Genomic DNA, 14,900 nt, shown 5'->3' on the forward strand with positions numbered 1-14,900 from the left:
TAGAGACTTCTGACAATATCGAGTATCGAGACAACATCATGAAACTGAACCGCCTTGCCCTGCTTTGCACCCTGTTGACGCCTGCTGTGTTTGCCGCGCCGTTGACGCTGGATACTTACAATCCGCAGGAGAAAGGCATTTTTGCTGTCTCCTCTACGCTGGTATCGGGGCCGAAAGAAGTGGTGCTGTTTGACGCACAATTCAGCGTGAAAGATGGCGAAGCGCTGGTCGAAAAAATTCGTCGCAGCGGCAAAACGCTCAGCAAAATTGTGATCACATCGGGTGATCCCGATTTCTACTTCGGCCTACAGCCGCTGGTGAAAGCATTCCCGAACGCCAAAGTGGTCGCCACACAAAAAGTGGTCGATCACATCAAGGAAACCAAAGATGCCAAACTGGCCTTCTGGGGGCCGCAAATGAAAGACGGCGCACCGACAGAGCTGATTGTTCCGCAGGTGATCGCGTCCACAACGTTTATGGTTGACGGCGAGAAAATTGATATTGAACAACCAGACAGCTACGCGGCCTATGTGTGGATCCCTTCGGCTAAAGCGATTCTCGGCGGCACCGGCGTTTCCTGGGGGATTCACGTCTGGACAGCGGATACCCAGAGCAAAGCGAGCCGCCAGCAGTGGCAAGAGACACTTACCGAAATGGCCGCGCGTAAGCCGGCGCGTGTGATCCCGGGTCATTACCTTGGAACGCCGACTGCAGGGTCAGAAGCCATTGATTTTACCCGCACTTATCTTCAGCAACTTGAGCAGGCTTTGACGGCGCATAAGGATTCAACAGCCGTGATCGGCACGATGAAAAAACAGTGGCCAACGCTTGCAGAAGACAGCTCGCTGGAGCTGAGCGCGAAGGTCAATACCGGCGAAATGAAGTGGTAACACGATAATATTCTCCTGCTATAGTGACTTTTTTATAGCAGGAGAAAAATATGCCTTCTACCGTCAGAGGAATTGATCATATCGGTATTACAGTACCGGATATTGAGCAAGCCACACTATTTTTCGAAAAAGCGCTAGATGCTCAGGTTCTTTATCGCTCCGTTGAACCCGGGGACGATAATATCGATAACGCATCACAAGAGAAAACGCTGCGTTTATTTCCCGGCACACAAATCCGCGCTATTCGTATGCTGACGCTTCCCCACGGCCCCGGTATTGAACTGTTCGAAATGCACGGCCCGGAGCAGCAGCCTGCCGCACGCCCGAGTGATTTTGGCCTTCAGCATTTTGCTGTGTATGTCGATGATTTTTCGCAGGCTATCGCCAGATTCATAGCGGCAGGCGGTGAAATATTTACGGAACCCAAACCGCTGACATTTCCCGATGAACGCGGTGAAGGCAACGCGTTCTGCTACGGAAAAACCCCCTGGGGCAGCGTGATAGAATTAATTTCCTGGCCCTCTCCGATGCCTTACGAAAAATATATCTCGTTACGTCGCTGGAAACCGTAATACACGTTAACAACGTGGTGATTATGATATTTTTATTTCCAGGATGAATCTGAGCCACAGTTGTAAAAATATTTGCCATTCTGAATGTGAATTACGAAGTGCAAGCCGAAGCATTAAATAGATAAAAACAGATAACGACACGGAGGCAGGCAGCATGTTTACTCATTACTCAGCAAATACACAATCCGCACAACCGGACCTCGTTCATGCCATTGAACAAGGCCTGCGCGCCGAACACGGCGCGGTCACTGAAGATGACATTTTAATGGAACTGACGCGTTGGGTCGAAGCCGCGGACAATGACATCCTCAGTGATATTTATCAGCAGACCATTAACTACGTCGTGAGTGGTCAGCACGCAACCTTGTCATAACCCAAGGGGTGACATTTCGTTTGCGAAAGCAAGCGTATCCTTCAAAACTCGCAACAGAATTGAGGAGTACACATGAAATCGAACCGTCATGCACGTCATATTCTGGGACTGAACTACAAGCTCTCCAATAAACGCAAAGTCGTGATTGAGGACAGCAACGAAACGGTAGTCACCCATGCGTCCGGCAGAAAACGTCACGCGGACAAATAAATCCCCGTCAGACTGACAACACCATCGGCAAAACCGATGGTGTTTTTGTATGTGCGCGACGAGTAATTAACATTCAGCTCCTTTATACTACCATCCGACCGCAGCCCTGCCAGCAAGCCAGAAAGATGACAACCTACAGTGCCAGGGACGGATATCTAAAAATCGAGTGAGTGACATGGACAAGAAAACAAAAAAACATCGTTCCCTTTATATTCCCTATGCGGGACCGGTTCTGCTGGAGTTTCCCCTACTGAACAAAGGCAGCGCGTTTAGCGCCGAAGAGCGCAGCAGCTTCAACCTGCTGGGCTTACTGCCGGAAGTGGTCGAAACCATCGAAGAGCAAGCCGAACGCGCCTGGATCCAGTATCAGGGTTTCAAAACCGAAATCGATAAGCACATCTACCTGCGAAACATTCAGGATACTAATGAAACCCTCTTCTATCGGCTGGTGCAAAATCATCTCGAAGAGATGATGCCGGTGATCTACACCCCTACCGTTGGTGCGGCATGTGAGCGTTTCTCCGAGATTTATCGTCGTTCTCGCGGCGTGTTTATCTCTTACGAGAACCGCCACAACATGGATGACATTCTGCAAAATGTGCCAAACCACAACATCAAAGTGATTGTGGTGACGGATGGCGAACGTATTTTGGGTCTCGGCGATCAGGGTATCGGCGGGATGGGTATTCCGATCGGTAAACTCTCTCTGTACACCGCCTGTGGGGGTATCAGCCCGGCGTACACGCTGCCGGTCGTACTGGATGTCGGTACGAACAACCAGCAACTGCTGACTGACCCGTTGTATATGGGCTGGCGTCACCCGCGCGTAACGGACGACGAGTATTACCAGTTCGTCGATGATTTCATCCAGGCGGTTAAACATCGCTGGCCGGACGTTCTATTGCAGTTCGAAGATTTTGCGCAGAAAAACGCGATGCCGCTGCTCAACCGCTATCGCGATGAAATTTGCTCGTTCAACGACGATATTCAGGGTACCGCGGCGGTCACCGCCGGGACGCTGATCGCCGCCAGCCGCGCGGCGGGCAGCCAGCTGAGCTATCAAAAAATTGTCTTCCTCGGTGCGGGTTCTGCGGGATGTGGTATTGCAGAGCAGATCATCGCCCAGACTCAGCGCGAAGGGTTAAGTGAAGAGCTGGCGCGTTCACGCGTCTTTATGGTTGACCGCTTTGGCCTGCTGACGGATGCCATGCCAAACCTGTTGCCGTTCCAGACCAAACTGGTGCAAAAGCGCGAAAACCTGAAAAACTGGGACACCGATAACGAAGTGCTCTCTCTGCTGGACGTGGTACGTAACGTCAAGCCCGATATCCTGATTGGCGTGTCTGGCCAGACCGGATTATTCACCGAAGAAATCATTCGTGAGATGCACAAGCACTGCGAACGCCCGATCGTGATGCCGCTGTCTAACCCGACGTCGCGAGTCGAAGCCACGCCGCAGGACATTATCGCCTGGACCGAAGGCAACGCGCTGGTCGCCACCGGCAGCCCGTTTGATCCGGTTATCTGGAAAGACAAACTCTACCCTATCGCTCAGTGCAACAACTCCTACATCTTCCCGGGTATTGGCCTGGGCGTGATTGCCTCTGGCGCGTCGCGCATCACCGATGAGATGCTGATGTCGGCAAGCGAAACGCTGGCACAGCACTCGCCGCTGGTGAAGAATGGCGAAGGACTGGTTCTGCCGGAACTCAAAGATATTCACATCGTGTCGCGCGCCATTGCCTTTGCTGTCGGCAAAATGGCGCAGCAGCAGGGCGTGGCGGTGAAAACCTCAGCCGATGCGTTGCAGCAAGCGATTGACGAAAACTTCTGGATGCCGGAATACCGCAGCTATCGCCGTACCTCGATTTAAACCCGATGACCAACTGGCCCTCTCTGCGCAGGAGAGGGTCAGGCACTGAATCGCAACGCCTTCTTCCCCGACTAGCAAAATTCCGCCGACCCCGTTACACTCCTTTTATCCATTAACTTGATGAATATATAAGGAGGCCAATTATGCTGTACTGTGAAATTTTCAATTTTTCACATACTTTAGGTGATCGCACTAGCTCAAGCGTTATCGACTTCATGTTGCGATAACTTCTGCTTGAGCGAAGACACCCTCTACTGAATCCCTTCTCTCGGGCTTACTGAGTTATCGTCAGCGACGTTTGACGAGGCATTTTCATGCCTGTAACACTTGAGTAAGCAACAATGAGCACATTACTAACTGCACAATCTTTACGTGTTGATACCGCGTTCGCGACGCTCTTCGACTCGCTCTCCTTTACCCTGAAAAAAGGCGACCGCATTGGTTTGCTGGGTGATAACGGCTGCGGCAAAAGTACCCTGCTGAAAATCCTCGACGGTACCGATTTTCCGGCTGTCGGCACGGTCGCACTCGCCGGACACTGTCTGATGTCACGCGTGGAGCAGCATCTGCCGGAGGCTGTTTATCCTCTGACGATGATCGACGCCGTGCTGGCGCAACTCCCGACGACTGAGCGCGATAGCCTGCGCTGGAAAGCAGAAACATTGCTGGCGACGATGGGCTTCACCGCGCCAGATATGGCCCTGTTCTCCGCGACGTTAAGCGGCGGGCAACACACGCGTCTGCTGCTGGCTCGCGCGCTAATTAGCGATCCCGATCTGCTGTTGCTGGATGAACCGAGCAACCACCTTGATCTCCCCACCATGCTGTGGCTGGAGCAGTTTTTGCAGAACTGGTCCGGTAGCTTTGTGCTGGTTTCCCATGACCGTCAGCTGCTGGACGCCGTCACCAACGGAAGCTGGATTTTGCGCGATAAAACGCTGCACGCCTTCGCGCTGCCCTGCACTGCGGCACGTCATGCGCTGGCGGCACGAGATGAAAGCGATGCCCAGCGGCATAAAGCGGAGCAAAAGGAGATTGATCGTGTTACGGCGAGCGCAAAACGGCTGGCGACCTGGGGCAAGGTCTACGACAACGAAGATCTGGCCCGCAAAGCCAAACAGATGGAAAAACAGGTCGAGCGCTTAAAGGAGAGTCAGACCGATCTCACCGTGGGCAGCCCGTGGACGCTCACGCTCAGAGGTGATGCGCTGCGCGCGGATCGCTTGCTGGAGATACAACATCTTGCCGTTCCACCTGCGCCTGGGTTAACGCCCCTGTTTAACGTTGATATCGCCCGGCTTAAAAGCGGCGATCGCATCGCGATTATGGGGCGCAATGGCTGCGGTAAATCTTCGCTGATGAAGCTTATCTGGCGACAATTTACCGCCGGGCAAGACACGGATGAACTGAAAATCCACCCGCGTGCCACGCTGGGTTATTACGACCAGACGCTACATCAGCTGCCGGATGACGCGCTGCTGCTGGACGCGCTTGAGCCGTTCGCGCCCGATCCGCAGGTCCGCAAAATGGCGCTGATTAGTGCAGGTTTTCCGTGGGCGCGGCACGCGCAAAAAGTCTCAACGCTCAGCGGTGGCGAACGTTCACGTCTGCTGTTTGTCGGACTCACGCTTGCCCGCTACAGCCTGCTGATGCTTGACGAGCCGACCAACCACCTGGATATGGAAGGTAAAGAGGCGCTGGCCGACACGCTGCAACAGTTTGAGGGCGGCGTGCTGCTGGTGAGTCATGACCGGCAGTTAATCCGTCAAAGCTGTAATCGATTCTGGCTGGTCGAGGATGGAAAACTGAGCGAATGGCACGATACCGACGCGGTCTTTGAACAGCTGCGCGAAAGCAGCGGCCTGAAACCGATCGCCACGTCGCGGTCTGTTGAAGAGGATCGCCTGCCGGAATGCGACGATCTGCTTGAACGGCTGGTGACGCTGGAATCGTTGCTGGCGGAGGATTTGGCGCGTAAGCCGAAGCATCAAAAACCTCAGCTTCAGGAACAGTGGCGAAAGGAAATTGAAATTCTGGAAGCCCAGCTGTAAATCGGTGCCCGGCGGTTAAACGCCGGGCGCATTTTTTATTGCGGTTTTTTCTCTTTCCAGGCATCCCATGCCTGTTTAATTTCTTGCTTCGCGGCGGCGGCATCGTTGAAACCGCTTAGCTCGACTTTTTTGCGCCCTTCTGGCAACGCTTTATAGACGCGGAAAAAGGCTTCCAGACGCTGTACTTCGATTTTCGGCAGGTCGCTGAGTTCTTTAATGTCGTCGTAAGTTGGGTCGATTTTGCTTGCTGGAACGGCAACGATTTTGTCGTCTTTCTCGCCGCCATCGACCATTTTCAGCACGCCAATTGCGCGCAGTTTAATGAGCGTCCCCGGTGCCAAAGGCGCACGCGTATAGAAAATGACGTCCAGCGGATCGCCATCGCCTGCCAGGGACTGAGTCAGCGAGCCGTAGTTAGCCGGATAGGCCACCGGCATCGACTGGAAACGATCGGCAATAATAAAACCGGTTTTGGCGTCGGTTTCGTATTTGATAATGCCGCCCGCCGGGATCTCGGTGACGGCATAGAATTCTTCCGGGTTATTTTCTGGCTGCGGAAATTCCAGAATATTTTGTGCCTGCACGGAGGCGGACAGGAGAACGCTGACGGCGATGATTTTTTTGACCAGATGCATTGTCTTTTAACTCTTCGGTTATTGAGAAGACAACACGTTACGTTTAGCAGATGACAGAACCATGACGCCTGCATGACAGAAAATCAGGCGTTCATATGAGACTTTTTCGGTGAAGATCAGGCCAGCGCGCTGTCATTAGCCTGATTACGTTTGCCTTTTTTATAGCCGTACATCAGTAACGAAGACATGGCCGCAAACGACAGAATGGCGGCGGGTAGCGTGACGTAGCTCCAGCTGTAGCCAAGCGTGATCATCATTCCACCAAAATAGGCACCGATGGCGCTGCCGAGATTAAACGCCACCTGGCCCCCTGCTGCTCCCAGTAATTCGCCGCCTTTCGCATTCTGCAGCAACAGAATTTGCAGTGGCGCAGAGAGCGCAAAAAGTCCTGCACAGCAGATAAAGCCCATCACCAGCGAGGCCGATTTGTGCTCGCCAAAGGCAAACAGCGCCACCAGCGACAGGACGATGACCAGATCGGTGGTAGCGGCAATGCGCAGCGGACTGTAGCGTCCGGATAATTTGCCGCTCAGCATATTCCCCAACACCATACCCAGCCCCATCACCATCATTATGACCGTCATGAAGGCTTCCGAAAATCCGGAAACATTCACCATAAACGGCTTCACAAAGCTGAACCACGCGAACACGCCCGCATTGCCAAACATGGTGGCGGCAAAAATTAACCAGGGTTCCGGCTTTTTCAAAAAGTGGAATTGCTCGATCAGTCTGGCGTCCGATTTGTCGTACAGCGTGGGAACCCAGAAAATAATCGACAGGATCACCAGGGCATCAAACGCGGCAATCATGAAAAAGGTGTATCGCCAGTTGTATTCATGTCCGAGCCAGGTCCCCAGCGGAACTCCAACCAGATTCGCGACCGTCATGCCGGCAATCATTCCGGCTACGGCCAGGGTTACTTTGCCCGGCGGCGCAATTTTAGACAGGATGATCGCCCCGACGCCGAAAAACGCGCCGTGGGGAAAACCGGACACCAGTCGCCCGATGGCCAGCCAGAGATAGGAGGTAGAAAAAGTAAAAATGACATTCCCAACGACACACAGCGCGACAAGGAAGAGCAGGATCGTTTTTAATGAGAATTTGCCTGAAAACAGCGCAATGATCGGTGCGCCAATAACTACCCCGAACGCGTAATACGAAATCATGCTTCCGGCGGAAGGGATCGTGATACCAGTGTCACGAGCCAGCTCAGTTAACACGCCCATAATGCCAAATTCAGCCATTCCCAGACCAAAAGTGCCAAGAGCCAACGAAAAAATTGTTTTTTTCATACCTCAACCACTGGTTAATCACTCGCGACGGGCATTATTAAATAATCTTGTATGGTGAGCCAGCTCAAATCTGTTGGCTGACAGTTTAATCCATTAATTCAGGTGCTTTATCCAACATTATTATAATTTGGTTGTTGCATGATATTTCTTTTAAATCAAAAACTTAAAAATTTAGCGTTGAAAGCGTAGCCTCGTGATGCGAATGGGAAATAAAAAGCCCCGGCAGGTGCCAGGGCATGAGAGAGTTTAAAGTGTAGCTTTTACAGTGTGCTTTCTGCCGCTGCTTTAGCGTGTGTAATAGCGCCAGCATTGAAAATGGGGTGCTCGTGATTGTTCGTTACGTCACGAACGCGGTAGATTTTCCATGCATCATCTTCACGGCGAAGAAATACTTCAAGGTGTATACTTCTCCCGCCACCCGCCCCCTCAATTACCTGGACGACTTCACCGTTTAAAAATGGCCTTGCGTTTTCCACTCGTAGCGCAGGTATCCATTCGCGAGAGTAATCCTGGGTATACGTAAAATAGTCAGACTCTATTAACTCTTGTTCAGCGATTTCCTGAATGGCACCAATGCGAGCAAGAGTATCAGCAGAAACATATTTATGCAGTTTGTCTGCAGGGTAAGCCCTGGCTTCATCGCTGCCGAATACGAAAAGATAGGATTTATAAAATGATTCGGTAGCGTTTTGCGCACTCTGATCTTGATTGGCAGCCGAACTGCATCCCACCAGCAACATAACGAATGATAAAAATATCCTTTTCATCAATACATCCTGTAAATTTTAAAGGATGGTTGCATTTTCCGGTACCCAGGCCCCGGATACATGCTTTTTTGAACAAAGTCAGAAATCCACTGCGTGCCGTCAAACATCGTCATGTGACCTATGCCATTTCCACCGGGGTATGGCTGTATCACAGCCACACCGCCAGAAATTAACGTTGAACCGGGCGGCAGCTCACTGAATCCAGCACGCAATAATTCCGCCCCATAATCTTTTGCATAATCTGTGTTCGATACCTTCACATCGCCAGCCAGAATGGCCAGGCGGGTAAACTTAGCACATTCACTATGAGAGTGCCCCAGCGCGTGTGAACGGAGATACGAAACTGCAGCTTCTTTATTCCAACTCATTCTTAGTTCCATTAAGTAAATAAGAATGAAATTATCATATTAATCACATACAAAAATCAGGGTTAAAAGTGCTAATTTCGTTGCGTCAGATTACGTATATTATGAGGTGGATTACACTTCATAGTGCGGCCTCGCTTTTCCCGCGCGCCGGACAACCTGAGGATGACAATCATGGGTAGCAAAAAGAAAACCAGTGTCGCTGTTGATGTCGAAAAGAAAGCAGCGCTTAAGACCCAAGAGTATGAAAAAGAACTGCGTCGCCTCTACGTGGAACTGGTGAAACTCCAGCAATGGGTCGTCGCGAAGGGCCTTAAGGTGTGTATCGTGTTTGAAGGGCGTGACGGCGCGGGAAAAGGCGGCACCATTAAGGCGATCACCGAGCGCGTCAGCCCCCGTGTTTTCCGGGTGATTGCCCTGCCCGCGCCGACCGACAAAGAAAAGAGTCAACTCTATTTCCAGCGCTACGTGCCGCATCTGCCTTCTGCCGGTGAAATCATCATTTTTGACCGCAGCTGGTACAACCGCGCAGGCGTTGAACGCGTCATGGGGTTTTGTACGCCGGAACAGGTTGAAAAGTTTCTGGACGGCGCGCCGATTATTGAGCGTGCGATGGTGGATGCGGGCATTATCCTGATCAAATACTGGCTCGAAGTGACGCCAAAAGAACAGGAACGCCGCCTGCGCGATCGCATTGATGACGGGCGCAAAACCTGGAAACTGTCGCCAATGGACATTAAGTCGTTCAACCGCTGGGATGAATACACCGAAGCGCGCGACGCCATGTTTGCCGCTACCGATACCGCCTGGGCGCCGTGGTATGTGGCGCGATCGGAAGATAAAAAACGCGTGCGGCTGAATATTATCTCGCACCTGCTTTCGCAGATCCCTTACAAATCGTTGCCCGCCGAGACGGTTAAGCTGCCGAAGCGTCGAAAAATTGGCAAGATTAAACCAACCGATTATCCATTCAGGTATATTTCTGAGCGGTTTTAAGCGCGTTTTGCTCTTCGTGCAGTCGTCAGAAATAGACATAAAAAACCCGCACCGAATGGCAATCTGGTGCGGGTAATCAGCAAAATAACAGGTTTTACTTAATCCCCTCCGTACTCTCTTTTTTGGCTTCCAGCCTTTCGACGTCACGATACCAGCGCGGATGGTGTTTCTGCGCCCAGCGGCGACTGACCTTCCCTTCAACCATGCCTTTAATCGAGCCTTTCACCCAGAATGCCATATACATATGAATCAGGATGGCGTGGATCAAAATAATGGCCGACGTCGCATGGATCAGCAGACTGTAGCGAATCACCTGGATTGGGAAGTAGTGCGCAAAATAAGGACGCCAGATGATCACGCCAGTCACCAGCAGCACAAAAATCATGCTCATGATGGTCCAGAACATCATCTTTTGCCCGGCGTTGTATTTGCCTACTTTCGCCACTTTATGCTCGTTGCCTTTCAGAACTTCAACAATCCCCTTCACCCACGGAATATCCTGCTTATCCGGAATGTTGTGATGAACGAAGCGCACGAACATAAACATCAGCACCACAAAGATCAGCACGCCAAAGAACGGATGCAGAATGCGCCCCATCTGCGGTGTGCCGAAGGTTTCGGTTAGCCATTGCAGCGTTGGGAAGAAAAACGAAATCCCCGACACGGCCACGAGGAAGAAGCAGATCACCACCGTCCAGTGACAGGCGCGGTCGATAAACGTCGTGCGCATTATCATCTTTGACTTACTCATGGCGATCCTCCTCGTCATCATCCACCTCTTTGTTGGGACCGATGCCTATGTAGTGGTAAATCAGCCCGGCGAAGGTGGCGACAAAACCGGCCGCGGCGAGCGGTTTCAACGCGCCTTTCCACAAACTGATAGAGGTATCAATGGCGGGGTCTTTGGGCAGCTTATGATAAAGCTCCGGCTGATCGTTGTGGTGCAGCACATACATGACGTGCGTTCCCCCGACACCCTGCGGATTGTAAATCCCTGCGTGGTTATAGCCGCGTGCTTTCAGCTTATCGACGCGCGCCTGCGCCACATCCAGCATCTCTTTTTTGGTACCAAAGTGAATCGCGCCGGTTGGACAGGTTTTCACGCAGGCAGGCTCCTGGCCCACACTCACGCGATCCACGCACAGCGTACATTTGTATACCCGGTTATCGTCTTTGCTCAGACGCGGTACGTTGAACGGACAACCCGCGATGCAGTAGCCACAACCAATACAGTTATCCTGCTGGAAATCGACGATACCATTGGCATACTGAATAATGGCGCCTGCCGACGGGCACGCTTTAAGGCAGCCCGGATCCTCGCAGTGCATACAGCCGTCTTTGCGGATCAACCACTCCAGCTTGCCGTTTTGATCCGTTTCGCTAAAGCGCATCACCGTCCAGGATTTGGCGCTCAAATCCGCGGGATTATCGTAAACCCCTACGCAGTGCCCGACCTCATCGCGAATGTCATTCCACTCTGAACAGGCCACCTGGCAGGCTTTGCAGCCCACACAGGAGGAGACATCGATAAGCTTGGCCACTTCCGCCTTAAAATCCCGCGCACGAGGCGCGGGCGTCATCGGGTTGGTCGCGGAGCGTTTGATGATGTCTTGTGTTTCCATTGCCATTTCCTCGCTCCTTAGGCTTTCTCGATGTTAACCAGAAACGCTTTGTATTCCGGTGTTTGCGAGTTGGCATCGCCGACGTTTGGCGTCAGGGTATTGGCGATATAGCCCTTCTGCGCCACCCCTTCAAAGCCCCAGTGCAGCGGAATACCGACGGTTTCGATCTGCTGACCGTTAACCTGCAACGTTTGCAGACGACGCGTCACTACCGCGACCGCACGAATAAACCCGCGCTTGCTGCTCACGGTCACGCGATCGCCATTGGCGATACCCTTCGATTTCGCCAGCGTTTCGCTGATTTCCACAAACTGTTCCGGCTGCGCAATCGCGTTGAGTCGCGCGTGTTTGGTCCAGGTGTGGAAATGCTCGGTCAGACGATATGTGGTCCCGACGTACGGGAACGTGTCTTTCTTACCGAGGCGCAGCGCGTCGTCTTCGTACAGGCGAACCACCGGGTTTGACACCACGTTCGGGTGCAGCGGGTTTGTCCCGAGCGGGGTTTCCATCGGCTCGTAATGTTCCGGGAATGGCCCTTCGGCCAGCTTATCGAGCGCAAACAGCCGCCCAAGCCCTTCCGGCTGCATGATAAACGGCCCGGTCGCGCTACCCGGCGCGGCAGTGTTGTAGTCAGGAATATCGTTACCCACCCACTTCGTGCCGTTCCACGCGATCAGCATCCGGTGAGGATCCCACGGCTTCCCGTTAATATCCGCCGAGGCACGGTTGTACAGCACGCGACGATTGAGCGGCCACGCCCATGCCCAGCCGAGCGTATTGCCCAGTCCTGACGGATCGGCATTATCGCGGTTAGCCATCTGGTTGCCCTGTTCCGTCCAGCTTCCGGCGTAGATCCAACACGACGATGCGGTTGAACCGTCATCGCGCAGCAGCGCGAAGCTGTTCAGCAGCTGGCCTTTCTTCGCCAGCAGCGTGCCGTTAGCGTCATAGAGATCCGCCAGCGCCACACCGTTGTTCTCTTTCGCCACCTCTTCCGATTCAGGATGATCCGGCTGTTTATAGTTCCAGCTCATCTTCAGCAGTGGTTCGACGCCTTTCCCGCCTTCCGTGCGGTACATTTCGCGCAGACGGTGGTAAATCCCCGCCAGAATTTCGCCGTCATTTCGCGCTTCGCCCGGGGCATCCTGGCCTTTCCAGTGCCACTGTAGCCAGCGCCCGGAGTTGGCAATCGAGCCGTCTTCTTCCGCAAAACAGGTCGATGGCAGACGGAACACTTCGGTCTGAATCGACGCTGTGTCCACATCGTTCATCTCGCCATGGTTTTGCCAGAAGTTCGACGTTTCGGTGACCAGCGGATCAATAACCACCATGAATTTCAGCTTACTTAAGCTGCGCACCACTTTGTTTTTGTCCGGGAACGACGCGACCGGGTTGAACCCCTGGCAGATGTAGCCGGTCACGTTGCCTTTATCCATCATGTTGAAATACTTGATGACGTCGTAGGCCTGGTCCCATTTCGGTAGCCACTCAAAGCCCCAGTCGTTCTCTTTCTGCGCGGCATCGCCGTAAAACGATTTCATCAGGCTGACGAAGAACTTCGGATAGTTGCCCCAGTAGTTGACCTGATCGGCAAGCGTCGCTTTCGGCGTGTTCGCCGTGAGATAGGTCTGCAGATCGGCGTGCTTATCCGACGGCAGGCTCAGATAGCCGGTCAGGCTGGTGGACAGCAAGCCGAGATCGGTTAACCCCTGAATATTGGAGTGTCCGCGCAGGGCATTTACGCCGCCGCCCGCCATGCCCATATTGCCGAGCAGCAGCTGAATCATCGCCATGGTGCGGATGTTCTGCGCGCCCACCGTATGCTGCGTCCAGCCAAGCGCATACAGGAACGTTGTGGTTCTGTTTGCCGCGCTGGTGGAGGCCAGCACTTCACAGATTTTCAGAAAATCGGCTTTTGGCGTACCGCAGATGTTTTCCACTACGTCTGGCGTATAACGGGAAACGTGCTGTTTCAGTAAGTTCCATACGCAGCGCGGATCGGTCAGAGTTTCGTCGCGTTTGGCAAAACCATTTTCGTCAAACTGATAGTTCCAGGACGATTTGTCATACTGGCGTTTTTCAGCGTCATAGCCGCTGAAGAGGCCATCATCAAAGGCAAAATCTTCCCGCACCAGCAGATTGGCGTTGGTGTAGTGTTTGACGTATTCGGCGTTGATTTTATTATTTTCAATCAGATACAGCAGCACGCCAGACAGGAATGTAATGTCCGTACCGGAGCGAATAGGCGCATAAATATCAGCGACAGAGGCCGTCCGCGTGAACCGTGGATCGACGACGATCAGCGTCGCGTCGTTATTGTTTTTCGCTTCCATCGCCCAGCGGAATCCCACTGGATGGGCTTCAGCGGCGTTACCGCCCATCACCATCACGACATTGGCGTTTTTGATATCAACCCAGTGGTTGGTCATCGCACCGCGACCAAATGTTGGAGCAAGACTTGCTACCGTTGGTCCGTGTCAGACGCGCGCCTGGTTGTCTACCGCCAGCATGCCGAGAGAACGCACGAATTTTTGCGTCAGCATGCCCGTTTCATTACTTGCCGCAGAGGCGCACAGCATCCCTGTGGACAGCCAGCGGTTGACGGTGACGCCCTGCGCATTCTTCTCGATAAAGTTGGCGTCACGGTCGGCTTTCATTAATTTTGCGATCCGGGAAAACGCCTCGTTCCAGGAAATGCGCTGCCATTTATCTGAACCGGGCGCACGGTATTCCGGGTAACGCAGTCGGTTATCGCTGTGAACATAATCGAGCAGACCCGCACCTTTCGGACACAGCGCCCCACGGCTAACCGGATGGTCCGGGTCCCCTTCGATATGATAAATCGCTTCTTTGGCGTTCTTCGCGCCATCGCCCAGGCTATACATCAATAGCCCACATCCCACGGAGCAGTATGTGCAGGTGTTGCGGATCTCTTTGGCGCGCAGCAATTTATAGTTGCGCGATTGAGCCAGCGCTAGTTTGGGAGCAAATCCCAACGCAGCAGCTGTTGTTCCGGCCATACCGCCCGCGCAGATTTTAAAAAACTTTCTGCGGCTGACGTCCATTGCGTTCCTCGTGATAGAAATGAGTCTTCGCGCCGCAAACTATCAGCTATATCACTGCATTTTTTGCGTCAAATCAATCTCAACCCTATTCGCCCCCTTAATAGTCGCCGCTGACGACTTTGAATAATCCTTTAGGATGAGTCACTTGCTGATTGGTTAGCGAAAGCCTCTGAAAAAATGCTATAAATT

14 protein-coding genes are annotated in these 14,900 nt (G+C 52.8%); 7 read left to right on the top strand and 7 right to left on the bottom strand.

Features of this window, described 5'->3' with window-relative positions; all coding sequences use genetic code 11:
* Positions 1-38: 38 nt before the first annotated feature.
* The 6 genes from ACKI5T_RS12450 (at position 39) to ACKI5T_RS12475 (ending at position 5,969) form a co-directional block, all read left to right on the top strand.
* Positions 39-890: a Vmh family MBL fold metallo-hydrolase gene (locus ACKI5T_RS12450; protein ID WP_407437803.1), complete on the top strand. Its 852-nt coding sequence runs from the start codon at positions 39-41 to the stop codon at positions 888-890.
* Positions 891-940: 50 nt separating this feature from the next.
* A complete protein-coding gene (locus tag ACKI5T_RS12455) occupies positions 941-1,462 on the top strand; it encodes a VOC family protein (protein WP_407437805.1) in 522 nt (173 codons plus the stop codon).
* 154 nt (positions 1,463-1,616) lie between these two features.
* Complete coding sequence (bdm, locus tag ACKI5T_RS12460; RefSeq protein WP_012017436.1) at positions 1,617-1,835, top strand: biofilm-dependent modulation protein; 219 nt, start codon at positions 1,617-1,619, stop codon at positions 1,833-1,835.
* Positions 1,836-1,907: 72 nt separating this feature from the next.
* Entirely contained in the window at positions 1,908-2,045 is a 138-nt protein-coding gene (gene sra, locus ACKI5T_RS12465) for a stationary-phase-induced ribosome-associated protein (RefSeq protein ID WP_012017437.1), read from the top strand.
* A gap of 175 nt (positions 2,046-2,220) precedes the next feature.
* Positions 2,221-3,918 carry an NAD-dependent malic enzyme gene (locus ACKI5T_RS12470; protein WP_407437807.1) on the top strand — a complete coding sequence of 566 codons (1,698 nt, stop codon included), beginning with the start codon at positions 2,221-2,223 and terminating at the stop codon, positions 3,916-3,918.
* Between the two features lie 341 nt (positions 3,919-4,259).
* Complete coding sequence (locus ACKI5T_RS12475) at positions 4,260-5,969, top strand: ABC-F family ATP-binding cassette domain-containing protein (protein ID WP_407437809.1); 1,710 nt, start codon at positions 4,260-4,262, stop codon at positions 5,967-5,969.
* A gap of 35 nt (positions 5,970-6,004) precedes the next feature.
* On the opposite strand, the gene ACKI5T_RS12480 is transcribed toward ACKI5T_RS12475, so the two are convergent.
* The 4 genes from ACKI5T_RS12480 to ACKI5T_RS12495 all read right to left on the bottom strand — a co-directional run bounded on the left by ACKI5T_RS12480 (position 6,005) and on the right by ACKI5T_RS12495 (position 9,031).
* Positions 6,005-6,604: an inorganic diphosphatase gene (locus tag ACKI5T_RS12480; RefSeq protein WP_407437811.1), complete on the bottom strand. Its 600-nt coding sequence runs from the start codon at positions 6,602-6,604 to the stop codon at positions 6,005-6,007.
* Positions 6,605-6,720: 116 nt separating this feature from the next.
* Entirely contained in the window at positions 6,721-7,896 is a 1,176-nt protein-coding gene (gene araJ, locus ACKI5T_RS12485) for an MFS transporter AraJ (RefSeq protein ID WP_407437813.1), read from the bottom strand.
* Between the two features lie 260 nt (positions 7,897-8,156).
* Positions 8,157-8,663, bottom strand: a complete 507-nt coding sequence (locus tag ACKI5T_RS12490) for a YbjP/YqhG family protein (RefSeq protein ID WP_407437814.1) — start codon at positions 8,661-8,663, stop codon at positions 8,157-8,159.
* Complete coding sequence (locus ACKI5T_RS12495) at positions 8,663-9,031, bottom strand: hypothetical protein (protein WP_407437816.1); 369 nt, start codon at positions 9,029-9,031, stop codon at positions 8,663-8,665. The genes ACKI5T_RS12490 and ACKI5T_RS12495 overlap by 1 nt, the downstream gene beginning before the upstream one ends.
* A 171-nt stretch (positions 9,032-9,202) precedes the next feature.
* On the opposite strand from ACKI5T_RS12495, the gene ppk2 reads away from it, so the two are divergent.
* Positions 9,203-10,024: a polyphosphate kinase 2 gene (ppk2, locus tag ACKI5T_RS12500; RefSeq protein ID WP_407437818.1), complete on the top strand. Its 822-nt coding sequence runs from the start codon at positions 9,203-9,205 to the stop codon at positions 10,022-10,024.
* A gap of 94 nt (positions 10,025-10,118) precedes the next feature.
* Here the strand turns inward: ppk2 and fdnI are convergent, their stop codons facing one another.
* The 3 genes from fdnI to fdnG are packed head-to-tail and all read right to left on the bottom strand — an operon-like array spanning position 10,119 to position 14,711.
* Positions 10,119-10,775 carry a formate dehydrogenase-N subunit gamma gene (fdnI, locus tag ACKI5T_RS12505; RefSeq protein WP_041689410.1) on the bottom strand — a complete coding sequence of 219 codons (657 nt, stop codon included), beginning with the start codon at positions 10,773-10,775 and terminating at the stop codon, positions 10,119-10,121.
* Positions 10,768-11,652 carry a formate dehydrogenase subunit beta gene (gene fdxH / locus ACKI5T_RS12510; protein ID WP_407437820.1) on the bottom strand — a complete coding sequence of 295 codons (885 nt, stop codon included), beginning with the start codon at positions 11,650-11,652 and terminating at the stop codon, positions 10,768-10,770. The genes fdnI and fdxH overlap by 8 nt, the downstream gene beginning before the upstream one ends.
* A gap of 11 nt (positions 11,653-11,663) precedes the next feature.
* Positions 11,664-14,711, bottom strand: a complete 3,048-nt coding sequence (gene fdnG, locus ACKI5T_RS12515) for a formate dehydrogenase-N subunit alpha (protein ID WP_407437822.1) — start codon at positions 14,709-14,711, stop codon at positions 11,664-11,666.
* Between the last annotated feature and the right edge of the window lie 189 nt (positions 14,712-14,900).

Source organism: Lelliottia sp. (assembly GCF_045627565.1).
In the GTDB taxonomy this organism is placed as follows: domain Bacteria; phylum Pseudomonadota; class Gammaproteobacteria; order Enterobacterales; family Enterobacteriaceae; genus Enterobacter.